Below are 23,486 nucleotides of genomic sequence, written 5' to 3' on the forward strand. Positions count from 1 at the left end.
TGCCATGAACCGAAACGGGCGGCCGGCGTCTAACGGCCACTACTGATCAGGAGTTTTTCAATGAACGTTCGTCTGCTGGGTTTGGCGCTGGGCCTGGGTTTGGCCTTGCCGGTGGTTGCTCAGGCGCAAATGCTGCAGCCGGGGTTGTGGGAAATGACGTCGAGCAATGTGAAGGTCGACGATCAGGTGATGGATGTGCAATCGATCCTCGGTCAGATTCAAGGCCAGATCACCCCGCAGCAGCGGGCTGAACTGGAGAAGCAGGGGATCAACATCGGCGGCAAGGGCATCCGGGCCTGCCTGACGCCACAGCAGGTGGCGACCAACGATATTCCGTTGGCGGACCCACAGTCGGGCTGCAAGCAGCAGATCACCGAGCGCGTCGGCAACCAGTGGAAATTCCGCTTCAGTTGCCCGAAAGCCCAAGGCACCGGCGTCGCGACGTTCCTCAGTGATCGTGAGTTCACCACTGTCGCCAACGGTACTTTCAATGCGATCGGGATCAACCAGAAGGGCAGTCTGGAAACCCGGGCGGTCTGGCTGGGTCAGGATTGCGGCACCGTCAAACCGAGAGCGTAAATCAAACCGCCTCCACATCGAGTGGAGGCGGTTCTTTTTTTCAGCGCATGAACCGCAGCGGCAATCCCTGGCAGTTGTCATGGATCCGATGGTCATGCCACGCGATCTGCCCTGACACCATCGTCGTGCTGACCCGATGCCGAAAGCTACGCTGAGCGAACGGCGTCCAGCCGCATTGCGACAGAACCGGCTGGCGTGAAACCGCGACACCTTTTGGCTCCGGTTGAATCAACACCAGATCCGCCCAATACCCCTCACGCAAATATCCGCGATCCGGAATGGCAAACAGATCTGCCACCCGGTGACTGATCTTGGCCACCAGCGTGGTGATCGGCAGCACGCCATCCGCCACCAGTTCCAACAACGCCGGCAGCGCGTGTTGCACCAATGGCAGCCCGGACGGTGCCTGTTCATACGCTTGCTGTTTTTCCGCCCAGGTGTGCGGTGCGTGATCGCTGCCGATCACGTCCAGTCGATTGCTCAGAAGTGCCTGGCGCAGGGCGTCACGATCGCTCCGGGACTTGATCGCCGGGTTGCATTTGATCAGGTTGCCGAGGTTCGGATAGTCACGTTCATCGAACAGTAAATGGTGCAGGCAGACTTCGGCGGTGATGCGTTTTTGCGTCAGCGGTTTATCTTCGAACAGGGCCAGCTCGTGGGCCGTGGTCAGGTGCAGGACGTGCAGGCGAGTGCCGTGACGTTTGGCCAGATCCACTGCCAGAGACGATGAGCGAAAGCAGCTGTCGGCATTGCGGATCTGCGCATGGGCATCGGGTGGCAGTTGGTTGCCGTACCGCTGACGCAGGTTCGCGGCGTTCGCTTCGATGCTCGGCGTGTGTTCACAGTGGGCCAGCAGAATCGTCGGCACTTCAGCGAACAGGCGCTCGAGGGTGTGCGGGTCGTCCACCAGCATGTTGCCGGTGGACGCGCCCATGAACACTTTGACCCCGGCCACTTCGCTCGGGTTGAGTGCTGCGACCGTGTCCAGATTGTCGTGACTGACGCCAAAGTGAAAACCGTAGTTGGCCACCGAGTTGATTGCTGCCCGGCGTTTTTTGTCGGCCAGCGCTTCAAGGGTGAGGGTGGCAGGGTGGGTGTTGGGCATGTCCATGAAACTGGTGATGCCACCGGCCACGGCTGCACGGGACTCGGTGTGGACGCTGCCCTTGGCCGGCGCACCCGGCTCACGGAAATGCACCTGGTCATCAATCATCCCCGGCAGCAGCCATTGGCCGGTGGCGTCGATTTCCCGGGTCGCGTTTTCACCTTCGATGCTGCCGGCGATCTTGACGATGCGTCCGTGGCTGACCAACAGATCGGCATCGAACTCACGCCCTTCGTTCACCAGCCGCGCATTGCGAATCAGCACACTGCTCATGATTCAGAACTCGTTCTGCAAGGCTTTGTAGCCGCGCACCAGGTCGACGTTGGTGCGCGCCACGTCTTCGGAAAACTCCGAAGCGCTGACGCTCACTGGCGGGAATTGTGAGAGGTCGGTTCCCGGGCCGATGCGGGTGGTGGAGGGCACGTAGAACGCGTCCGGCAGATCCCGACCGTCAACCACCGAGTTGTGTCGCACCACGCAACCGTTGCCGACCACGCAGTTGAACAACACGCTGTTGAAGCCGATGAACACCCGGTCGCCGACCGTGCACGGGCCATGCACGATCGAGCGGTGGGCGATCGAGCTGAATTCGCCAATGGTCACCGCCGCGCCGGATTTGGAGTGGATTACCACGCCGTCCTGTATGTTCGAATTGGCGCCGATGGTGATCGGTTCCATCTCGCCCGTGGCGTCTACTTCATCGGCGCGGATCACCGCGTACGGGCCGACGAACACGTTTTCACCGATGACGACTTTGCCGCAGATGATTGCGGTTTTATCGACGTAGGCAGACTCGGCAATCTGCGGCAAATCACCGGAAGGGTTTTTACGGATCATGGTTGGCTCAGGGCTTGGTGGAGGGTGTTGAGGTTGTATTCGAACAGCCCGGTGAAGGTGCTGGCCGGGCCGCTGGCGGCGAGGGCGTCGGAGTACAGCGTGCCGCCGATGTGCGCGCCGCTTTCGTCGGCGATCTGTTTCAGCAGTCGCGCGTCCTTGATGTTTTCCATGAACACCGCTTTGACTTTGGCCTGACGAATCTGGGTGATCAGCGCGGCGACTTCGGCAGCGGAAGGTTCGCGTTCGGTGGACAGACCTTGTGGCGCCATGAAGTCGATGCCGTAGGCCTGACCGAGATAACCGAACGCGTCGTGGCTGGTGACGATCTTGCGGTTGCCCGGCGGCAGTGAACCGAGCTTGGCTTTCGCTTGGGCGAGGAGGGCGTAGATCTGTTTCAGGTAAGCCTGGCTGTTGCGCTCGTAGTCGGCTTTGTTGGCCGGGTCAGCAGCGATCAGCGCTTTGGTGATGTTGGCGACGTACAGCTCGGCATTCGCCAGGTTGTGCCACGCGTGAGGGTCGGGGACGGTTTCGCCGTCCTCATCCAGCGAGCGCGGAATCACGCCGCGACTGGCGCAGATCACCGGGGCTCTGGTGTCGGTGCTGGCGATCAGCCGATCCAGCCAGGGCTCGAAACCCAGTCCGTTCTTGATGATCAGCTTTGCCTTGAGCAGTGCCTTGGCGTCATCTGGAGTGGGTTCGTAAGTGTGGGCATCGGCGTCAGGGCCGACCATGTTGGTGATCTGGATATGCTCGCCGCCGACCTGATGCACCATGTCGGCAAGGATGCTGAAACTGGTGACCACCGGCAGTTTTTCCGCCGCCGATAACGACATCGACAGCATCAGGCTGAACAGCACGAGTAGAGCGCGCATCGGGAAACACCTCATTGGGATGTAAGCAAAGGCGGGCGGCGCAACAGACCGTGAACCGGTCCGAACACCACGGAAAACAGGTAACCGCCACCGGCGACCAGCACGATGGCCGGGCCACTGGGCAGCGAGTAGTGGAACGACAGCAACAGTCCAAGCCATACCGAGGCGCAACCGATGAGCGCGGCGATGGCGATCAGGATCGGCAGGCGTCGGCTCCAGAAGCGCGAGGCGGCGGCAGGCAGCATCATCAGCCCGACCACCATCAATGCACCGATCGCCTGAAAGCCGATCACCAGATTCAGCACCACCAGCGTCAGGAACACGCCATGGGCGACGGGTCCGAGCCGGCTGACCGTGCGCAGGAAAAACGGATCGAGCGTGTCGAGTAGCAACGGTTTGTAGATCAGCGCCATGGCCATCAGGCTGAGCGCCGATACCCACAACATGCCGTTGAGGGTCGGCCCGTCTACCGCCAAGGCAGAGCCGAACAGCAGGTGCAGCAAATCGAGTCGCTTGCCGGCGATGCCGAGAATCAGCACACCGCTGGCCAGCGAGATGGGATAGATGGCCGCGAGGCTGGCGTCTTCGCGCAGGCCGGTGCGTCGAGTGATCCACGCGGCAAGTCCGGCCATGCTCAGACCGGCACCGAGTCCACCGAGGGTCAGCGCCGGCAGACTCAGTCCGGCGAACCAGAACCCCAGTGCGGCGCCGGGGAGGATGCCGTGGGCGACGGCGTCACCGATCAGGCTCATTCGGCGCAGGATCAGAAACACGCCCAGTGGTGCCGTACTGCACGCCAATCCCAGACCGCCGAGCAGGGCCCGACGCATGAAGACGAACTCGTGGAACGGTTGCCATAAATGGCTCAACGTCAGCATCAGGCCACCTGCGTGTGAGGTGTTTGCTGGATGAGGTCGGCACTGCTGCCGAAAGCGCAGCCGCTCTGTCTGATCAGCAAGGTCTGTGGAATGTGTTGGCGCACGGCGGCAAGGTCATGGCAAACCACGACCAGGGTTCGTCCTTGTTCATGCCAGGCGTGCAGGTGTTGCCACAACAGTGTCTGACCCACTTCGTCTAGCGCGGCATGGGGTTCGTCGAGCAGCAGCAACGGTGTGTCGGCCAGACTCAGTCGAGCGAGTAGGGCGCGTTGCAGTTCCCCGCCGGAGAGAGCCATCAAGGGACGATGTTCCAGTCCGCTCAGGTGCCAGTCTTCCAGTGCGGATTCGAGACGTTGGGCTCTCAGTTGCGACGACAGTCGGCGTCCCCAGAAACCGGCCGCCACCAACTCTTGAAGACTGATCGGGAACTGTCGATCCAGATGCTGTTGCTGAGGCAGGAAGGACAAACCGCTTTGGCGTGGAACACCCAGTTCGACTTTGCCGGCCAGCGGTCTCTGCAAACCAGCGATGACTTTGAGCAGGCTGCTTTTGCCGCTGCCGTTGACGCCGATGATTGCCGTCAGACTGCCGTTTTCCAACCTCAGGTTGAGCGGTGCAGTGAGCGGTTGGCCGGGTATCCCCCAGCTCAGGTTGTGGCAGCGAATCATGGCTGCTCCCGGCGCCAATGACTCTCGGCGACGGCGTCGTGAGCATGAAGGCTTTCGGCGTGGATGACTCGTACGTGGAATTCGCTGATACCGGGTGAACGACGCAGTGCCAGGTTCAGGCGTCGGGCGGCGTCTTCGCAGAACATCAGGTTCTGGCCGTTGGCGAGGGCGAAGGCCTGTTCGTCGGCGCGTTTCACAGCGGTTTGCACGGCGGTGCCGAGGGCTGCTTCGGCGTCGTTGATGATAGACGTCAGCGGTAGTTCGTCGACGAATTCATCCAGGTGCAAATGCAACTGGGCGGTACTGCGCTGGCTGTGAGGTGTGGCCACGATGCCTTGTACCGAACCCAACCAGGTCAACACATCGGCGTGTTGCAGTGGCTTGTTGGCAAAGTCGTCGACGAATTGTTGCTGGATCAACTGCCTCGCCAATGCTGCAGAACATGGGCACGTTGAGGAATACGCGACGTCGATTTTCAGTTCCACGTGGAACACTTTGTTTTTTAGCTGGGCTGAAACGGTGATGGGATAGGTTTTCCATCCCGCCAAAGGACTGGCCAATGCCGGTCTTCTGAGCAGTAAATCGGTGTGGATATTCAGATAAGCGGCATCGGACAGATCTTCGTGGCTGTCGAGAAAACCCTGCAGAACCTGGCGTAGGAGAGCGGGAGAAAGGTTCTGCTGCTCCAGCGCTTCCAGCCCCAGATAGAGCCGCGACATGTGAATGCCGCGTGCATCTCCATCATCCAGACTGACGCCTGCATCCGCTTTGGCAGCCAAGCGTTGGCCTTCGATAAACACAGGTAGTGCGATGCCGCACATCCCCACCCATTCGAGAGGCAGGGCCTGGCGGGCGGCTTGCGCCGCGACATCCGGCAAAGTCAGCGCGTTCATGAGCTGTTCCATCATGGTGATTGAATTAGATGTTACATTATAACAATTCAAACCACGATGCCTTTTTCATGAACAGGCTTTCATATGCACAGACGTCACTTGCTCAACATGATGCTGGCCAGCGCGGCCTTTTTTTTGCCTTTCTCGGTGTCCGCCACGCAAATACGCAATGCGCGGCTTTGGCGTTCGGATGACAAGCTTCGGCTGGTGTTCGATCTGAGTGGTTCCGTGAGCTACAAGACCTTCACCTTGAGTGCGCCTGAAAGGTTGATCATCGATATGAGCGGGGCCAGTCTGAGTGGGGATTTCAGCCAGTTGGCGTTATCCGGCACTCCGATTCGCTCAATTCGCTCCGGGCACTTTGGCCAGGGGAACACCCGGATCGTGCTGGATCTAAGCAGCCCGGTGCAGCTCAATTCATTCTTGCTGGCGCCTCAGGATGGGCAAGGACATCGCCTGGTTCTGGATTTGATGAGCGCATCAGCAGGAGTTCCGGCGAGCGTTCCACGTGAAACACCCCAAGAAAAATCTCACCCCAAGCGCGACATCATGGTGGTGGTCGACCCAGGTCATGGCGGGAAAGATCCGGGTGCAATCGGCGCCAAAGGCGAGCGAGAAAAGGATGTGGTGCTGTCCATCGCGCAACTGCTCGCACGTCGGCTTAAGCGAGAGAAAGGCTTTGATGTGAAGCTGGTGCGTAACGACGACTTCTTCGTCCCGTTACGCAAGCGCGTGGAAATCGCGCGTCAGCACAAGGCCGACATGTTCATCTCGGTACATGCCGATGCTGCGCCGCGTCTGACGGCCTCCGGGGCGTCGGTGTATTGCTTGTCCGAAGGCGGCGCTACCTCCGCCACCGCACGGTTCATGGCGCAGCGTGAGAACGGTGTGGATCTGCTCGGCGCAACCAGCCTGCTCAATCTCAAGGACAAGGACCCGATGCTCGCTGGCGTGATCCTCGACATGTCGATGAACGCAACCATCGCCGCCAGTTTGCAACTTGGAAGCACAGTGCTGGGCAGCCTGGCCGGCATCACCACGCTGCATCAAAAGCGCGTGGAACAGGCTGGATTTGCCGTTCTGAAGTCGCCGGATGTGCCGTCAATCCTGGTGGAAACCGGGTTCATTTCCAACCCGCGGGACAGTCAGCGTCTGGTAACCGCGCGTCATCAGCAGGCCGTGGCAGACGGTTTGTTTGAGGGCTTGCAGCGCTATTTCCAGAAGAATCCGCCTGTCGACAGCTACATGGCCTGGCAGCAAGAGCAGAAAGGATCGCGGGTTTAGCAGCCAGTGATCCGGCTGCAGGTGAACTTCGCACTGCTGCCGCCTGAGCTGGAGAACCGATTGATCGTCGTCCAGCCCACGCGGCGGTTGTAACCAACCCAGGCTTCTCCATCAGATGCGATGCCGGTGAAGAACGTCAGCTGGCCATAGCGGCTGTTGGTTTGTGCCCAGTAGCGGTTTCCCGCTTTCTCGAATCCGCGCAGGTAAATCGTGCTGCCGACGGTGTTGACGCTGTAGGCGTTGCCGTTGTCATCGATGCACGCCAACAGGTTTGCGCTGCGCGTGCAATTGGCGAGTCCCGGCACTTGTGCTTCGGCCTTCAGCGTCAGCAATGTCAGGCAGATAAAAGAGTATTTCAGCGCGGTTTTCATGATGTGACTCGGCGATGAACTGATTGCAGCTTCCGGCCCTTTGTCACTTTGGGCAAGAAGAGAGTGGATTGATTTTGTTGTTATACTATAACATTATCCGGACCGGGCTTTCCGTGGCTTCCTTTTCAAGCGTCCGCTTCCCTGGTGATCCCATCGAAGCCCAAGAACGCTCGCCCCCGAGAGCCTCCAGCGCTGTTTTGCGACCGTCTGATGAGGTTTATCCAATGTCTTCCCGACTTCCCGTGACCGTTTTGTCCGGCTTTCTCGGTGCCGGAAAAAGTACGCTTTTGAATTACGTACTACGTAACAGAGATGATTTGCGCGTCGCCGTTATCGTCAACGATATGAGCGAGATCAACATCGATGGCAGCGAAGTCCAGCGTGATGTCAGCCTGAACCGTGCCGAAGAGAAGCTCGTGGAAATGAGCAACGGCTGTATCTGCTGTACGTTACGCGAAGACCTGCTTGAAGAGGTCAGTCAGTTGGCCCGTGAAGGCCGCTTCGACTATCTGCTGATCGAATCCACGGGAATCTCCGAGCCGTTACCCGTGGCCGAGACATTCACCTTCCGTGATGAACAGGGGCAAAGCCTTACCGACATCGCTCGCCTCGACACCATGGTCACTGTAGTCGACGGTATGAATTTCCTGCCGGACTACCAGGCCGCCGAAAACCTCGCCTCTCGTGGCGAATTTCTTGGTGAAGAAGATGAGCGCTCGATCACCGATCTGCTGATCGAGCAGATCGAATTCGCCGACGTCCTGTTGATCAGCAAGATCGACCTGATCAGCAGCCGCGAACGGGAAGAGCTGATGGCCATTCTCAGACGCCTCAACGCTCAGGCCGAGATCATCCCGATGGTCATGGGTGAGGTACCGCTGGAGAAAATTCTCAATACCGGTCGCTTCGATTTTGAAAAGGCCGCCCAGGCCCCGGGCTGGTTGCAGGAATTGCGTGGCGAGCATGTGCCGGAAACCGAGGAATACGGCATCGCCTCCACGGCCTATCGGGCGCGCCGGCCCTTTCATCCACAGCGTTTCTTCGACTTCATCGATCGTCCTTGGGTAAACGGCAAATTGCTGCGCTCCAAAGGCTTTTTCTGGCTGGCCAGCAAACCCACCGACGCCGGTAGCTGGTCCCAGGCAGGTGGCCTGATGCGCCACGGTTTCGCCGGGCGCTGGTGGCGCTTCGTGCCAAAGGAACAGTGGCCGCAGGATCAGGAAAGTACCGCCGCGATCATGGAAAACTGGATCGCCAGCGTAGGCGATTGTCGCCAGGAGCTGGTGTTTATCGGACAGAACATCGATTTCGCACAGCTGTCGTCGGAACTGGATGATTGCCTGCTGACCGATGACGAAATGGCGCTCGGTACTCAAGGCTGGCTACAACTACGCGATCCGTTTGGCTCATGGCACGACGAGGTCGCCTGATGCTCGCCCTGAAAACGCTGCCAGGCAGCATTCGTCATCAGTCTTTCGGCCAGACCCCGCAGGCACTGGCGAACATTCTCGACGACGAGACCAACCTCGCGGTCTGGCAGCGCCAGCTTCCGCTGCACATTGCCGAGTTCGCTGATTTGTTGTTGTCTCTGAACGAGCCTTACGCCGAGGCGCTTTGCCTGGAATTGCCGGACGAAGACGCCGAACCGGATCTCACGGGGCTGGCCAGCGGCTTTCGCGATCTGGAAGGCTACGAAGGGTTTATCAGCGACTTGAAATGGCTGGTCAGTGCCTTCGCCTGCTTGCTCGGCGCGCGGCGGATCGGCTTGCGCCTGCGTGTGCTGGACAAGGCCATGTGTCCGCGTTTTCACGTCGATCATGTGCCGGTGCGGTTGATCACGACCTATTCAGGCGTTGGCAGCGAATGGCTCAGGGAAGGGGAAATGGACCGTCGGCAACTGGGACAGCCGCAAGCCGAGCCGCGGGAAACTTCACGGATTCAGCAATTGAATCGCGGCGAAGTGGCGTTGCTAAAGGGCGAGAAATGGCACGGCAACGAAGGTTTCGGGCTGATCCATCGCTCGCCGCAACCGGCGCCGGGTGAGCGGCGGCTGATGCTGACCCTCGACTGGCTCGGATAGCGCCTCAGGGCTTGAGCCATTTCCCCTGGCTCTGGGCCTCGCAGTAGGGCTGCAAATACGCCGCATCGGTGGCCACGCCGTAATAGTGGATATCTTGACGATAAGGCATATTGGCGACTTGCGCGTTGCTGCACACGCCGAACGCGCCGGCGGGGCACTGGTCGACGTATTGAACCTCGACTTTCTGCCCGGCCAGGGTCGGCTGACAGAAGCCGTCGCTGAACAGTTTTTCCGGGATGTTGCGGTTCTGCTGGCAGACTTTCACGTCGAGCCGCTCTGCCTGACTGTGCACCACGCAGGCCTGTGCCAATGCCTGGCCCGACGCCAGCATCAGCAGCAACGACCATCCCATCCACCGCATCTTCGACCTCCAGAAAACCTTGATCATGTTGCAGAACATTCCCACCCACGTCATCGCCGGCCCCTTGGGCGCGGGCAAGACCAGCCTGATCCGCCAGCTCATGGCCCAGAGACCGGAGGGCGAACGCTGGGCGGTGCTGATCAACGAGTTTGGCCAGATCGGTCTCGACGCTGCGCTGTTGACCTGCGCCGCCGATGGTATCGCACTGGGCGAAGTGGCCGGGGGCTGTTTGTGTTGCGTGAACGGTGCGCCGTTCCAGATTGGTCTGGGGCGTTTGTTGCGCAAGGCGCAGCCGGATCGCCTGTTCATCGAGCCCTCGGGGCTCGGGCATCCGGCGCAGTTGCTGAAGCAACTGAACGAGGCGCCGTGGCAAGGCGTACTCGCCGTACAACCTTGCGTGCTGGTGCTGGACGCCCAGGCCCTCGCCGCGGGCAAACCGCTGCCGGACGCGCAGCAGGAAGCCTTGTCCAGTGCAGGCTTGCTGCTGTTGAACAAGGCAGAAAACCTCGACAAGCCCGCGCGTGAGCGAATCATTCGACAGTTGCCGCCTGTCCGACTGATCTGGGCGCAACAGGCGATGTTGTCGCTCAGCGAGTTGCCAGGTCTGGCGGTACAGGCGCAGGCCGGTGTGGATAAGTTGATCGTCCCCCAAGGGCTGGCGCAGATGCCGGCCATCTGGAGCGATCCGGCGTTGCCGATCTGCCTGAGTCAGGCCCAGGAGGGTGGTTGGAGCATCGGTTGGCGCTGGCATCCGAGCCAGGTGTTCGATGTGTCGGGAATAACTCAATGGCTGAAAAGCCTGAACTGGCGCCGGGCCAAACTGGTGATTCACAGCCCGGACGGCTGGCAGTCAGCCAATGCGCTGGACAATGCCGAGCTCCGCTGGCTGCCCAGTGAATGGCGCAAGGATTCCCGGATCGAGCTGATTTTCGACGAACCGCAGTCGGTCGGTGAATTACAGGCCGGACTGGCCTGGTGTCGGCTTCAGGCGAGCTGATTCAAGGCTTCCACTTGGTGTGTTCCTGGCGCCACTGGCTCAACTCGATCACTTCACCACGCGGCTTGGTCACTTCCACTACGGGCGGTGTGTCATCGAACGGTGCCGGGTAGGGCGCCAGTTCAATCTGCGCGCTGTGCGCGCCGAACTGGGTGATGGTGCCGTTGTGTCGGGATTCGCCGGTCACGGTAAATTCGAAATTGTAGACCCGGGCCAAGCGTCGCCGACCGCTGGCGTCCTTGATCAGGCCGATCTTCTTCAGCGCCACGTTACCGTCGAGCAACTCGACGCCGACATTCGCGCAATGCTGTTTGGCCCGCTCCAGCGCCCGCTCGCGCAAGCCGTGGTTGTGCCAGAGCCACGCACCGGCGACGGCGAACAGCATCAGCACGAAAATGTTTTCCAGGGTGAGCATTAACACGAAACTCCAAATGATGGCGTCAGCTTAACTGCGTCGCCGGTCTGTCGTACAGGCTGCGTTTCGTCGCATACTGCGCGGCTTGAATTTCAATCGTTTTACGGAAAAACCCGAATGAAACGTACGCCTCATCTGCTCGCCATCCAGTCCCATGTGGTGTTCGGCCACGCCGGCAACAGCGCTGCGGTTTTTCCGATGCAGCGGGTCGGGGTGAATGTCTGGCCGCTCAACACGGTGCAGTTCTCCAACCATACGCAGTACGGCCAGTGGGCCGGAGAAGTGCTGGCGCCGCACCGGATACCCGAACTGGTCGAAGGTATTGCCGCGATCGGTGAGCTGGGCAATTGCGATGCGGTGCTGTCCGGCTATCTCGGCAGTGCGGCGCAGGGCCGGGCGATTCTCAGTGGCATCGAGCGGATCAAGGCGGCCAACCCGAAAGCCCTTTATCTGTGCGACCCGGTGATGGGGCATCCGGAAAAGGGCTGCAGCGTACCTGCTGAAGTCAGTGATTTTCTGTTGGACGAAGCCGCTGCCGTTGCGGACTTCATGTGCCCGAACCAGTTGGAACTGGACAGTTTCTCCGGGCGCAAGCCGCAGTCGCTGTTCGATTGCCTGGCGATGGCGCGGGCTCTGTTGGCACGTGGGCCGAAAGCGGTACTGGTCAAACATCTGGATTATCCGGGCAAACCGGCGGATGGCTTTGAAATGTTGCTGGTAACGGCCGAGGGCAGCTGGCATTTGCGGCGTCCGCTGCTGGCGTTTCCGCGTCAGCCGGTTGGTGTGGGCGATCTGACGTCCGGCCTGTTCCTGGCGAGAGTGCTGCTCGGTGACAGCCTGGTGGCGGCGTTTGAATTCACCGCAGCGGCGGTGCATGAGGTGTTGCTGGAAACCCAGGCCTGCGCCAGTTACGAGCTGCAGCTGGTGCGAGCGCAGGACCGGATTGCGCATCCGCGGGTGAAGTTCGAGGCCACGCCGATCAGTCTGTAATACCGAGTTGGCCCCATTCGCGAGCAAGCTATCTACAGAGCGCCATAGATCGAAGGGCTGATCAGGCGTCGCCCTTGATTTCCTGATAGCGCTTTTCCAGCTCCTGACGGATCTGCCGGCGTTGCTGCGCCTGCATGTAGCGGCGCTTGTCTTCGCTGTTTTGCGGTTGCAGCGGCGGTACGGCGGCGGGTTTGCGCTGATCGTCCACCGCGACCATGGTGAAGAAGCAGCTGTTGGTGTGGCGCACCGAGCGCTCGCGGATGTTTTCGGTCACCACTTTGATGCCGACTTCCATCGAGGTGTTGCCGGTGTAGTTGACCGACGCGAGGAAGGTCACGAGTTCGCCGACATGGATCGGCTCGCGGAAAATCACCTGATCCACCGACAGGGTCACCACGTAGCGGCCGGCATAGCGGCTGGCACAGGCATAGGCCACTTCGTCGAGGTATTTGAGCAGGGTGCCGCCGTGGACATTGCCAGAGAAGTTGGCCATGTCAGGGGTCATCAGTACCGTCATCGACAGCTGGGCGTTTCCGGGTTCCATAACGTTCTCACGGGTCAAGGCAGGGTTGCTGGAAGAAACACCTCTGCGGGTGCCTGGTCGCTTTTCAAAAGCACCGATATCGGGACGCCAGGCAACTGGTCGCCGTCACGCCGGAAGCGATCTGTTTCCATATATTGCACCGCCTTTCAGCCGGAAGTCGCGGTGTTACCCTGCAAAAGCGCCTCCCCAAGGGCGATTCCTACACCCAAAGCGGATTTTTACTCAGCTCGCCCAGACATTTCCCATGCCTGCGTGAGCCTCGTCATTCAAGGAGCCCACACCATGCATGCCATCAGCTTTATTCAGGATCTGGCGGTGATCATGCTGGTCGCAGGTGTGGTGACCGTGCTGTTCCACCGCTTCAAGCAGCCGGTAGTGCTCGGCTACATCGTCGCCGGTTTCATCATCGGCCCCCACACGCCGCCGTTCGGCCTGATCCACGACGAAGAAACCATCAAGACCCTCGCCGAGCTGGGGGTGATTTTCCTGATGTTCTGCCTGGGTCTGGAGTTCAGCCTGCGCAAGCTGTTCAAGGTTGGTGCCACGGCCTTCATCGCGGCGTTTCTCGAAATTGTCCTGATGATCTGGATCGGCTACGAAATTGGCCGCTGGTTCGACTGGAACACCATGGATTCGCTGTTCCTCGGTGCGATCCTGGCGATCTCCTCGACCACCATCATCGTCAAGGCGCTCAACGACCTGAAGATGAAAAACGAGCGCTTCGCGCAGCTGATCTTCGGCGTGCTGATCGTCGAGGACATTCTCGGCATCGGTATCATCGCCTTGCTGTCGAGCATCGCAGTCAGTGGCACGGTGAGTTCCGGCGAAGTGTTTTCCACGGTCGGCAAGCTCTCGCTGTTCATGATCGTCGCCCTGGTGGTCGGCATTCTGCTGGTGCCGCGACTGCTGGCCTACGTGGCGAAATTCGAAAGCAACGAGATGCTGCTGATCACCGTGCTGGGCCTGTGTTTCGGCTTCTGCCTGCTGGTGGTCAAACTCGAGTACAGCATGGTGCTCGGCGCGTTCCTGATCGGCGCGATCATGGCCGAGTCGCGGCAACTGCTGAAAATCGAGCGCCTGATCGAGCCGGTTCGCGACCTGTTCAGCGCGATCTTCTTCGTCGCCATCGGCCTGATGCTCGACCCGATGATTCTTCTGCAGTACGCGTGGCCGATCGCGGTGATCACTGTGGCTGTGGTGCTGGGCAAGATGCTGTCCTGCGGTCTGGGTGCCTTTATCGCGGGTAATGACGGACGCACCTCACTGCGGGTCGGGATGGGGCTTTCGCAGATTGGCGAGTTTTCTTTCATCATCGCGGCGCTGGGGATGACCCTGCAGGTCACCAGCAACTTCCTGTATCCAGTGGCCGTGGCGGTTTCGGTGATTACCACGTTACTGACGCCGTACCTGATCCGGGCTGCCGATCCGCTGTCGATCAAGCTGTCCGCCGCCATGCCGCAGCGCCTCGGTCGAGTGTTCGGGATGTACGGCGAGTGGCTGCGCAGCATTCAGCCGCAGGGTGAGGGCGCGATGCTGGCGTCGATGATCCGGCGAATACTGTTGCAGGTCGGGGTCAATCTGGCGTTGGTGATAGCAATCTTCTTTGCCGGCGCTTTCTTTGCCGGACGTCTCTCGATCTGGATGCAGGACTGGATCAGCGATCCAAGCTGGCAGAAGGCGTTGATCTGGGGCGGGGCGTTGCTGGTGTCGTTGCCGTTCCTGATCGCGGCCTATCGCAAGCTCAAGGCGCTGTCGATGCTGCTGGCGGAGATGGGCGTGAAGCCGGAAATGGCCGGGCGTCACACGCAGCGAGTGCGCCGGGTGATCGCCGAAGTGATCCCGATCATCTCGCTGCTGGTGATTTTCCTGCTGCTGGCAGCCTTGTCGGCCAGTATCTTGCCGACCAACAAGTTGCTGGTGCTGATCGCCGTAGTCGCGGCCGCCGTGGCGGCGCTGCTCTGGCGCTGGTTCATCCGGGTGCACACGCGGATGCAGGTAGCCTTGCTGGAAACCCTCGACAACCACAAGGAGCCGTCGGGGCACTGACCACCCATCGAGGCGGGCGTGTCAGCTTTCCAGCCAGACGTCCCGTGCCCAGTGCCAGACCGACTCCCAGGACTCTTCGGTGATCAGCTCTTCTTCGCCCGACCACAGCACCACGGTGCCGTCTTCTTCGACGCAGTAGTAGTCGTCGCCGTCCTGGCAGATCGGGATCAGGTCGCGCGGCACGCCGGCATCCCAAGCGTTGGCAGCGACGTCCGGCAGGTAGGTGTGGGATTGCGGGTCGGTGACGGTTACCGGCTCCAGGCTGCCGTAAACCACGTCGCTGACGGTCAGCAGAAACTCCTTGAAGACGAACGGGATGTTGATGAAGAGTTCTTCTTCGATTTCCACCAACTGGTCTTCGTCGGGCAACTCCAAAGGAACCGGTACGGGTTCGTTGGCTTCGCGCAGTTGTTCGATGATTTCTTCCACGTCCGGGATCCTCTTGCTTGAATGGCGCGGTTTATATGGGCCGGTTTATACAGTAGCTCGCTATAGATGCAACCGTGAAATAGAAAACCCCGGCCGAGGCCGGGGTTTTTTATTGCAGCGGGTAAAAACGTCGGAAGTGATCAGCCGTTCTGGCGGATACCGGCGACCAGCCAAGGCTGGTTGTCGCCCTGTGGACGTTCCATGTTCCAGCTTTCGCTGAACACTTCGCCCTGCTGGTCGAAACGCGAGGTTTTCGACACGCCGCTGAAGGTCAGGGTGGCGATGGTCTTGTCGGCACGGTCATCCACACCATCCAGTTGCACCTGGAGGTTGTCGATGTAGGTGGACTGGAAGGCATCACCCAGTTCCGCGCGCTCGCGCTTGAGGAACTCGAACATTTGCGGGGTCACGAACTCGGCGATCTTGTCCATTTCGTTGGCGTCCCAGTGCTGCTGCAGCGCCTGGAAGTGGCTGCGGGCGGCTTCGAGGAAGCGTTGTTCGTTGAACCAGGCCGGCGCGTTGATCACCGGACGGGCGGCAGCAGGCGCGGCCGAACCACCGAAGATCGAACCCATCGCCGCTGGTTTCTGTTCGAACACTTCACGCTGCATCGGCGCGCCGGCCGGAGCGAACTGCTCCTGCTGCTTGCGGCGGCGGGCGGCGATGAAGCGGAAGATCACGAACGCGATCACGGCCATGATCAGGATGTCGAAGAACTGCATGCCTTCGAAGCCGCCGCCCATGAACATGGAAGCGAGCAGGCCACCGGCCGCGATGCCGGCCAGAGGGCCGAGCCATTTCGAAGCACCGCCGGCCTTGGCCGCAGCGCCCGCGGCACCGGCAGCACCAGCGGTCGCCGCAGCGCCGCCTATGCCTGGGGAAGAAGGAGCCATCTGGCTGGTCTGGTGCGTCGGCGCAGCGCCGGCGCTTTTGCCACCACCAAAGCGCTTGGCGTTGGCGTCGAGGCTCATCGTCAGGCCGATGCACAACGCCATGGCGATGCTAAGAAAACGTTTCATAAAGGGAATTCCCGTTTGTGGAGACACGCGCGCCATGTTGCACAGCTGAAGTGTTACTGGCTAGCGAGAGAGTGTTTCGGGCTTTTGCCTGACAGGTTACGTTCAGCTCGGTCGGGGCAATAAGGCCATGTACTTTTGTCTGTAGGAAAAGGCGATAGGTTCAGCAGGAAATGGATCAGCGCCGCAAGGCGAGCATCACCACACCGGCGGTGATCAGGCCGATGCCGCCCCACTGGCGCAGGTCGAGTTTCTCGCCCAGCAGGATCACACCGAGCACCGCCACGAAGACCACGCTGAGCTTGTCCACCGGGGCGACCAGCGACGCCGGGCCGACTTTCAACGCCCGGAAGTAGCACAGCCACGAAGCACCGGTTCCCAGGCCCGACAACAGCAGGAACAGGTAGCTCTTGGCGGAGATCGATCCCAGGGACTGATATTGGCCCGTGGCGTACAAAATCAAGGCCAGACTCACCAATACGACGATTGTGCGCAGGAGGGTGGCGAAGTCGGAGTTGACGTTTTCGATGCCGATCTTGGCGAAGATGGCCGTCAGCGCGGCGAAAGTGGCCGAGAGCAGGGCCCAGAACGTCCAGGAAGAAAAGAAGCCCGAGCCCATGGATGTTGCCTCCAGTGTTCGTGTCCGATCGTTCCCACGCTCTGCGTGGTAACGCCGCCATGGACGCTCCGCGTCCACAGTGACGCAGAGCGTCACGGGATGCATTCCCACGCAGAGCGTGGGAACGATGAGCAACGACGGGCTGCCCTTAAATGGCTTCCAGCTTCGCGTACCCGAGCATCAGCCACTTGCTGCCTTCGGCGAAATTCACCTGCACCCGGGCCTGGGCGCCGGCGCCTTCGAAGTTTAGGATCACGCCGTCGCCGAAGATCGAGTGACGGACAGCCTGCCCGAGGCTCAGGCCGGTTTCCGGTATCTCGCTGCCGCTGAACAGGTTGCTGCCGCCCATCGACTGGTTGCCGCCGAACGGCCGGCTGACGCTGTTGGACAGGCGTACTTCCTGAATCAGGCCTTTCGGTACTTCCCGTACGAAACGCGACACCTTGTTGTAGGTTTCGCTGCCGTACAGGCGTCGGGTTTCAGCATAGGTCATCACCAGATTCTGCATCGCCCGGGTAATGCCGACATAGGCCAGACGCCGCTCTTCCTCAAGGCGGCCCGGTTCTTCCAGGCTCATCTTGTGCGGGAACAGGCCTTCTTCCATGCCCACCAGGAACACGTAAGGGAATTCCAGGCCCTTGGCGCTGTGCAGGGTCATCAACTGAATGCTGTCTTCGTGTTCGTCGGCCTGGGTGTCACCGGCCTCCAGTGAAGCGTGGCCGAGAAATGCCGCCAGTGGCGTCAGCTCTTCGTCTTCTTCGGTGTTCTCGAAGTTGCGCGCAGCGCTGACCAGTTCCTCAAGGTTTTCCACCCGGGCCTGGCCTTTCTCGCCTTTTTCCGCTTCGTGGTAGGCGATCAGTCCGGATTGCTCGATGACGGTCTGGGTCATCAGGTGCAACGGCATCTCGGCGCACTTGGCAGCCAGGTTTTCGATCAGTTCGATAAACGCGCCCAGCGCACCGGCGGCGCGACCGGTCAGGCCTTTGTTGGCCACCAGCTGGCGCATGGCTTCCCACATCGACACATCGCTGTGGCGCGCATGGTCGCGAATCGCTTCGACAGTTTTCTCGCCGATGCCGCGCGCCGGAACGTTGATCACCCGTTCCAGGGCCGCATCGTTGCCGCGACCTTCCAGCAAGCGCAGGTAAGCCATGGCGTTCTTGATTTCCGCCCGCTCGAAGAAGCGCTGGCCGCCATAGATGCGGTACGGAATGCGTTCACGCAGCAAGGCTTCTTCCAGAACGCGCGATTGGGCGTTGGAGCGGTAGAGAATCGCGATATCGCTGCGAGCCAGGCCGGTTTTCAGCGCGCTTTCGATGGTTTCGACAACGTAGCGAGCTTCATCGTGTTCGTTGAAGGCGGCGTAAAGATTGATCGCTTCGCCATCGCCGCCATCGGTCCACAGCTCTTTGCCCAGACGCCCGGTGTTGTTGGCGATCAGGGCGTTGGCGGCCTTGAGGATGCCGGCCGTGGAGCGGTAGTTCTGCTCCAGACGGATGGTCACCGAATCCGGGAAGTCCGAAGAATACTGGTGGATGTTCTCGATTTTCGCGCCGCGCCAGCCGTAGATCGACTGGTCGTCGTCGCCGACCACCATCAGGCTGTCGCCGCCTTTGCCCAGCAGACGCAACCACGCGTACTGCACGGCGTTGGTGTCCTGGAATTCGTCCACCAGAATATGTCGGAAACGCTTCTGGTAGTGCGCCAGCAGGCCCGGGTGGTCGCGCCACAGGTCGAGGGCGCGCAGCAGCAGTTCGGAGAAATCAATGACGCCGGCACGCTGGCACGCCGCCTCGTACGCTTCATAAATGCCGCGCATGGTGGCCAGGAACAGATCGCCGCTGGCCTGAATGTGTTGCGGACGCAGACCTTCGTCTTTCTGCCCGTTGATGAACCACTGTGCCTGACGGGCCGGCCAGCGTTGCTCGTCCAGCCCCAGCTCGCGGATCACCCGCTTGACCAGGCGTTGCTGGTCGTCGCTGTCGAGAATCTGAAAGGTCTGGCTCAGCCCGGCTTCCTGCCAGTGCGCCCGCAACAGACGGTGCGCCAGGCCGTGGAAGGTGCCGACCCACATGCCGGCCGGGTTGATGCCCAGCAATTGCTCGATGCGGTGACGCATCTCGGCAGCGGCCTTATTGGTGAAGGTCACCGACAGAATCGAGTGGGGCGAGGCGTTTTCGACCTGGATCAACCAGGCGATACGGTGCACCAGCACTCGGGTTTTGCCGGAGCCGGCACCGGCCAGGACCAATTGACGGCCAACGGGGGCCGCTACGGCCTGGCGTTGGGCATCGTTGAGGGAGTTCAGCAGAAGGGAGAGATCATCGCGCATCGGGGCATTCTAGGGTGCGCCGCAGGCCCGGGCAAACCGAGCTTTGCATTAGCCGATGAAAGTGCTGCCCGTGACGACCGGTCGGTCACCGGCTACAGGCGTTGGCCCGCCTGGCGTCGGGGCTTTGGAGGGGGGCGAGCCGCGAAAAAGTTTCGGCGAAATTATGATCTGGGGCAGTTTGGCAAGTGGTTCGGCTTGTGTATGCTCCGTCCACGTTTCCGGGCGCATGCTCACACTTATAAGAACAAGAACGTTGCCTATGACCCTCAGCTTCGACCTGTCGGGCCCCTCTGTGGAACCCCGGGTAATCCGCAAGCTTTACGCCACCCAGATGGCGGTCGAGCGCACGCGCCTTCTTTATCAGGGTTCGCTGTTGCCCACCCTGTTCATGTTGATCAATGGTCTGGTCTGCGCCGGTCTGCTCTGGAGCCCGCAGCGTTATTTTGTGGTCAGCGTCTGGCTGGTGTGGTTGCTGTCGCTGGTAGCGTTGCGGGTGATTCAGGTCGCCGCGTTCGACTCGGCGATTCCCGATCGCCAGGCCCAGCCGATCTGGGGGCGGATGTTCCTGCTCGGCTCGACCATGACCGGCCTGACCCTGGCCGGCGCCGGCATCGCCCTGGTCCCGGCCGACAATTTCATGCAGCAGGCCTGGGTGTTCGGCCTGATCGGCGCCGCGACCCTGTCGGCCAGCGTGGCTTACGCCGTGAGCATTCCGGCCTTTCTCTCCTTTACCTTGCCGTGCCTGCTGCCGGCCATCGGTTATCTGTTCTGGGGCGGCGACGAGCAGGCGCGGGGCTGGGGCTGGCTCGGACTGATCCTGCTGGGCTCCCTGAGCGTGGTGGCGTGGCAGGTCAATCGGCTGATCGATCGCGGTTTGCTGCGGCGCTTCCAGAACCAGCACCTGATCGAGCACCTGCAACAAGCGCAAGCCCGCAGCGAACAGCTCAATCAGGAGCTGGCGAAGGAAATCGAGCACAGGCGCTGCGCCGAGGGCAAACTGCGCGAGGCGCAGGTCGAGTTGGAAGACCGGGTCGCCCAGCGCAGCCGGGAACTGGACGTCGCCAATCAGGCCCTGAGCAAAAGCGAAGCGCGTCTGGCCCTGGCGTTGAAAGCCAGTGAGCTGGGGCTGTGGGACTGGAACCTGCAGACCGACGAAGTTCACCACACACAGATTCAGGAACTGTTCGGTATTGATCCGGAATACGTCACCGGGCTGCTCAGGCACCTGCGGCCAAGGCTGCACCCGGAAGATGTGCCGCCGCTCAAGCGCGCGTTGATCGAGCACTTGAAGGGGCGCACCGAGGATTATCAGATCGAGTACCGCGTGCGCCATGGCGACGGTCATTGGGTCTGGATCGAAGACCGTGGGCGTGCAGTGGAGCGCGACGAGAACGGCCGGGTCATCCGCATGGTCGGCACCCGCCGCGACATCAGCGTCAGCAAAAGCCTGGAAGCCCAGCAGCAGCTGGCTGCGACGGTGTTCGAGGCCGCCAGCGAAGGCATCGTGATCCTCGACCCGAATTATTCGCTGATCGCCATCAATCAGGCCTTCAGTCGGGTCACCGGCTATGACATCGGCGACATGCTCGGGCGCAACGTCGTCGAATTGCCTTGCAGTCGCGACGCCCGTCGGCACTACGTCGCGATCCGCCACGCGCTGGAGCAGCACGGCAGCTGGCAGGGCGAACTGGTAGAAACCCGCAAGAATGGCGAGCTGTATCCGCAGTGGCTGCAATTGAATGCGGTGCGCGACAGTCGAGGAAATGTGAGTCATATCGTCGGTTTCTTCGCCGATCTGTCGGCGCGTCGCGAATCCGAAGAGCGCATGCGCTACCTGACCCACTACGACGAGCTCACTGGCCTGGCCAATCGCTCGCTGTTTCGCGAACGTCTGCATGAAGCCCATCAGCGCGTGCGGCAGGGCGGACGCCGGAGTCTGGCGTTGCTGCATATCAATTTGGATCGCTTCAAGCTGCTCAACGACAGCCTTGGCCACGAGATTGCCGACCAGTTGCTGCAAAAGATGTCGCGGCGGCTGGTCAACGCCTTGCCGGAAGCCGACACCATCGCCCGGCTGTCCGGCGATGAGTTCGCGGTACTGTTCGACGCCTACGGCAACCTGTCGAGCCTGGCGCGGGTCGCCACGCGACTGTCGAGCAAGCTGCGCCTGCCGTTGACCGTGGAAGGGCATGAGCTGGTAGTCAGCGCCTCGATGGGCATCAGCATGCTGCCGGATAACGCCCGGGAGATTTCCGCGCTGGTCAGCCAGTCGAACATGGCCATGCAACATGCCAAGCACCTGGGCGGCAACAACTTCCAGTTCTACACCGACAGTCTGCAGGCCAGCACGCTGGAGCGTCTGCAACTGGAAAACCAGCTGCGCAAAGCCATCGAGGACAAGCAGCTCAACGTCTTCTATCAACCGAAACTGTGCCTGGCGACCGGCCGTCTCAACGCGGCAGAAGCGCTGGTGCGTTGGGATCACCCGACCATGGGTCGGGTGCCGCCGGGGGACTTCATCGGTCTGGCCGAAGAGACGGGGCTGATCGGGCCGATCGGTGAGTTCGTGCTGCGCCAGGCCTGTTGGCAGGCGTGCGAATGGCAACGCCAGGGGCTTACGCCGATCCGGGTTTCGGTGAACCTGTCGGTGCATCAACTGCGCCAGGGCAAACTGGTCAGTCTGGTGCGCCAGGTGCTGGAAGAAACCGGTCTGGCACCGCACTACCTCGAACTGGAACTGACCGAAAGCCAGCTGCTCGACAGCGTCGAACACATCATCGCCACGTTCCAGCAGTTGCGGGATCTGGGGGTGAAGTTGGCGATCGACGACTTTGGCACTGGCTATTCATCGCTGAGCTATCTGAAGCGGATTCCAGTGGACTACGTGAAGATCGATCAGGCCTTTATCCGCGGGTTGGGCGAGGGCAGCGAAGACGCAGCGATCACCCGGGCGATCATTGCGATGGCTCACGGGTTGTCACTGAAAGTTGTCGCCGAAGGTGTCGAGCGTTCCGAGCAACTGGCGTTTCTGAAAGCTGAAGGCTGCGACGAAGTGCAGGGCTATCTGATCAGTCGTCCGGTGGAGGCGGTCGGCCTTGCCGCGTTGCTGCGTGAACAGGAAAAACCGCTGTAAAGGGCTACATGCAGCGCATGTCGCCTGATCCGGGGGGATCCAGTTACGCATTGAGCAGGCAAAAAGCCGATTCATGTAGTATAACTACAAGCTTGCTACATCCCCGGCATCTGGCCAAAGCACATCTTTCCATAACAAGAGTCCAGCCCCTTGAATCTGCTGCAACACATCGCCCAGTCACGTCACCTGTTACGCAAGTCGGAGCTCAAGGTCGCCGACCACGTGCTGCTTGACCCTGCGGCAGTGATGCACAGTTCCATGGCCGACCTGGCCCACAGCGTCGGCATCAGCGAGCCGACCATCGTGCGCTTCTGTCGCGCCATCGGCTGCTCCGGTTTTCAGGATCTGAAACTCAAGCTCGCGCAAAGCCTCGCGGCCGGCGCCAGCTTCGGTCAGTTCGCGATTCATGAGGACGATTCCGTCGCCGATTACAGCCTGAAAATCTTCGACACCACGTTGCACACGCTGATGGAGGTTCGCGAAAAGCTCGATCCTCTGGAGCTGCAGCGGGCGGTGACGCTGATGTCCCAGGCCCAGCGTGTCGAGTTCTACGGTTTTGGTGCGTCGGGTGCGGTGGCGGCGGATGCGCAGCACAAGTTCTTCCGTCTGCTGCTGACCGCCGCGGCGTATTCCGACCCGCACATGCAGGCAATGTCGGCGGTAACGCTGAAGCCGACCGATGTGGCGATCTGCATTTCCCAGTCCGGCCGTTCCAAAGATTTGCTGATCACCGCCAACCTCGTTCGCGAGAGCGGTGCGTCGCTGATTACCTTGTGCCCGAGCCAGACGCCGCTGGCTGAGCTGTCGACCGTCAACCTGGCGATCGATGTTCACGAAGACACCGAAATCTATACGCCGCTGACCTCACGCATCGCCCACCTGGTGGTGATCGACGTGCTGGCGATGGGCGTGGCCATGGCGCGCGGGCCGAGCCTGGTCAACCACCTCAAGAGCGTCAAGCGCAGCCTGCGCAGCTTGCGGCTGTCGCCAAAATCGGTGAAAGCGCTGGACGACTGATTGTCTTGGGGTGACGGTAA

23 protein-coding genes are annotated in these 23,486 nt (G+C 60.8%); 9 read left to right on the forward strand and 14 right to left on the reverse strand.

Going from position 1 to position 23,486, the window contains the following annotated elements; genetic code table 11:
- The first annotated feature begins 60 nt into the window (after positions 1-60).
- Positions 61-579, forward strand: coding sequence for a DUF3617 domain-containing protein (locus AWU82_RS21735; RefSeq protein WP_007954220.1), 519 nt, complete (start codon positions 61-63; stop codon positions 577-579).
- A 40-nt stretch (positions 580-619) separates the two neighbouring features.
- Here the strand turns inward: AWU82_RS21735 and AWU82_RS21740 are convergent, their stop codons facing one another.
- Genes AWU82_RS21740 through folE2 form a run of 6 tightly spaced genes read right to left on the reverse strand, consistent with a single transcriptional unit; the run spans position 620 to position 5,832 of the window.
- Positions 620-1,957: a dihydroorotase gene (locus AWU82_RS21740; protein ID WP_064379713.1), complete on the reverse strand. Its 1,338-nt coding sequence runs from the start codon at positions 1,955-1,957 to the stop codon at positions 620-622.
- Between the two features lie 3 nt (positions 1,958-1,960).
- Complete coding sequence (locus tag AWU82_RS21745) at positions 1,961-2,521, reverse strand: gamma carbonic anhydrase family protein (RefSeq protein ID WP_011336655.1); 561 nt, start codon at positions 2,519-2,521, stop codon at positions 1,961-1,963.
- Entirely contained in the window at positions 2,518-3,393 is an 876-nt protein-coding gene (locus AWU82_RS21750; protein ID WP_064379714.1) for a metal ABC transporter substrate-binding protein, read from the reverse strand. Before AWU82_RS21750 ends, AWU82_RS21745 begins: the two co-directional genes overlap by 4 nt.
- 11 nt (positions 3,394-3,404) lie before the next feature.
- On the reverse strand, positions 3,405-4,271 hold the full coding sequence (locus tag AWU82_RS21755) for a metal ABC transporter permease (protein ID WP_064379715.1): 867 nt from the start codon (positions 4,269-4,271) through the stop codon (positions 3,405-3,407).
- Positions 4,271-4,939 (reverse strand): metal ABC transporter ATP-binding protein, encoded by a 669-nt coding sequence (locus AWU82_RS21760; protein ID WP_064379716.1) that lies wholly within the window; start codon positions 4,937-4,939, stop codon positions 4,271-4,273. The genes AWU82_RS21755 and AWU82_RS21760 overlap by 1 nt, the downstream gene beginning before the upstream one ends.
- Positions 4,936-5,832, reverse strand: coding sequence for a GTP cyclohydrolase FolE2 (gene folE2 / locus AWU82_RS21765; RefSeq protein ID WP_064379717.1), 897 nt, complete (start codon positions 5,830-5,832; stop codon positions 4,936-4,938). The genes AWU82_RS21760 and folE2 overlap by 4 nt, the downstream gene beginning before the upstream one ends.
- Before the next feature lie 84 nt (positions 5,833-5,916).
- On the opposite strand from folE2, the gene AWU82_RS21770 reads away from it, so the two are divergent.
- Entirely contained in the window at positions 5,917-7,116 is a 1,200-nt protein-coding gene (locus tag AWU82_RS21770; RefSeq protein WP_064379720.1) for an N-acetylmuramoyl-L-alanine amidase, read from the forward strand.
- Here AWU82_RS21770 and AWU82_RS21775 read toward each other — a convergent pair.
- On the reverse strand, positions 7,113-7,487 hold the full coding sequence (locus tag AWU82_RS21775) for a hypothetical protein (RefSeq protein WP_064379721.1): 375 nt from the start codon (positions 7,485-7,487) through the stop codon (positions 7,113-7,115). The two genes, AWU82_RS21770 and AWU82_RS21775, sit on opposite strands and share 4 nt — an antisense overlap.
- A 224-nt stretch (positions 7,488-7,711) precedes the next feature.
- Between AWU82_RS21775 and zigA the strand changes: the two genes are divergently transcribed.
- On the forward strand, positions 7,712-8,917 hold the full coding sequence (zigA, locus tag AWU82_RS21780) for a zinc metallochaperone GTPase ZigA (RefSeq protein ID WP_011336648.1): 1,206 nt from the start codon (positions 7,712-7,714) through the stop codon (positions 8,915-8,917).
- Positions 8,917-9,567, forward strand: a complete 651-nt coding sequence (locus AWU82_RS21785; RefSeq protein ID WP_064379723.1) for a DUF1826 domain-containing protein — start codon at positions 8,917-8,919, stop codon at positions 9,565-9,567. The genes zigA and AWU82_RS21785 overlap by 1 nt, the downstream gene beginning before the upstream one ends.
- Before the next feature lie 4 nt (positions 9,568-9,571).
- On the opposite strand, the gene AWU82_RS21790 is transcribed toward AWU82_RS21785, so the two are convergent.
- Complete coding sequence (locus AWU82_RS21790) at positions 9,572-9,928, reverse strand: hypothetical protein (protein ID WP_064379725.1); 357 nt, start codon at positions 9,926-9,928, stop codon at positions 9,572-9,574.
- Between the two features lie 25 nt (positions 9,929-9,953).
- Between AWU82_RS21790 and AWU82_RS21795 the strand changes: the two genes are divergently transcribed.
- Complete coding sequence (locus tag AWU82_RS21795) at positions 9,954-10,925, forward strand: CobW-like GTP-binding protein (RefSeq protein ID WP_064379727.1); 972 nt, start codon at positions 9,954-9,956, stop codon at positions 10,923-10,925.
- A gap of 1 nt (position 10,926) precedes the next feature.
- On the opposite strand, the gene AWU82_RS21800 is transcribed toward AWU82_RS21795, so the two are convergent.
- Positions 10,927-11,340 carry a DUF3301 domain-containing protein gene (locus AWU82_RS21800; RefSeq protein WP_064379729.1) on the reverse strand — a complete coding sequence of 138 codons (414 nt, stop codon included), beginning with the start codon at positions 11,338-11,340 and terminating at the stop codon, positions 10,927-10,929.
- 117 nt (positions 11,341-11,457) lie between these two features.
- Between AWU82_RS21800 and pdxY the strand changes: the two genes are divergently transcribed.
- Positions 11,458-12,330: a pyridoxal kinase PdxY gene (gene pdxY, locus AWU82_RS21805; RefSeq protein ID WP_064379732.1), complete on the forward strand. Its 873-nt coding sequence runs from the start codon at positions 11,458-11,460 to the stop codon at positions 12,328-12,330.
- Between the two features lie 61 nt (positions 12,331-12,391).
- Here the strand turns inward: pdxY and AWU82_RS21810 are convergent, their stop codons facing one another.
- Positions 12,392-12,874 carry an acyl-CoA thioesterase gene (locus AWU82_RS21810; RefSeq protein WP_003229693.1) on the reverse strand — a complete coding sequence of 161 codons (483 nt, stop codon included), beginning with the start codon at positions 12,872-12,874 and terminating at the stop codon, positions 12,392-12,394.
- Positions 12,875-13,156: 282 nt separating this feature from the next.
- Between AWU82_RS21810 and AWU82_RS21815 the strand changes: the two genes are divergently transcribed.
- Positions 13,157-14,920, forward strand: a complete 1,764-nt coding sequence (locus AWU82_RS21815; RefSeq protein ID WP_064379734.1) for a cation:proton antiporter — start codon at positions 13,157-13,159, stop codon at positions 14,918-14,920.
- 21 nt (positions 14,921-14,941) lie between these two features.
- Here AWU82_RS21815 and AWU82_RS21820 read toward each other — a convergent pair whose 3' ends face one another.
- From AWU82_RS21820 to uvrD, 4 genes are all read right to left on the reverse strand, one after another.
- Positions 14,942-15,349 carry an SMI1/KNR4 family protein gene (locus tag AWU82_RS21820; protein ID WP_007954245.1) on the reverse strand — a complete coding sequence of 136 codons (408 nt, stop codon included), beginning with the start codon at positions 15,347-15,349 and terminating at the stop codon, positions 14,942-14,944.
- 140 nt (positions 15,350-15,489) lie between these two features.
- Positions 15,490-16,368: a Tim44 domain-containing protein gene (locus tag AWU82_RS21825; RefSeq protein ID WP_064379737.1), complete on the reverse strand. Its 879-nt coding sequence runs from the start codon at positions 16,366-16,368 to the stop codon at positions 15,490-15,492.
- Positions 16,369-16,543: 175 nt separating this feature from the next.
- The gene (locus AWU82_RS21830) at positions 16,544-16,984 is read right to left on the reverse strand and encodes an EamA family transporter (protein ID WP_064379739.1); all 441 of its coding nucleotides are present in this window, start codon (positions 16,982-16,984) and stop codon (positions 16,544-16,546) included.
- A gap of 148 nt (positions 16,985-17,132) precedes the next feature.
- Positions 17,133-19,316 carry a DNA helicase II gene (uvrD, locus tag AWU82_RS21835; RefSeq protein ID WP_007954248.1) on the reverse strand — a complete coding sequence of 728 codons (2,184 nt, stop codon included), beginning with the start codon at positions 19,314-19,316 and terminating at the stop codon, positions 17,133-17,135.
- 259 nt (positions 19,317-19,575) lie between these two features.
- Between uvrD and AWU82_RS21840 the strand changes: the two genes are divergently transcribed.
- The gene (locus tag AWU82_RS21840) at positions 19,576-22,449 is read left to right on the forward strand and encodes a GGDEF domain-containing phosphodiesterase (protein WP_064379741.1); all 2,874 of its coding nucleotides are present in this window, start codon (positions 19,576-19,578) and stop codon (positions 22,447-22,449) included.
- 150 nt (positions 22,450-22,599) lie between these two features.
- Positions 22,600-23,466: a transcriptional regulator HexR gene (locus AWU82_RS21845; protein WP_007954250.1), complete on the forward strand. Its 867-nt coding sequence runs from the start codon at positions 22,600-22,602 to the stop codon at positions 23,464-23,466.
- The last annotated feature ends 20 nt before the right edge of the window (positions 23,467-23,486 follow it).

The sequence above is a fragment of the Pseudomonas glycinae genome (genome assembly GCF_001594225.2).
GTDB lineage: Bacteria > Pseudomonadota > Gammaproteobacteria > Pseudomonadales > Pseudomonadaceae > Aquipseudomonas > Aquipseudomonas glycinae.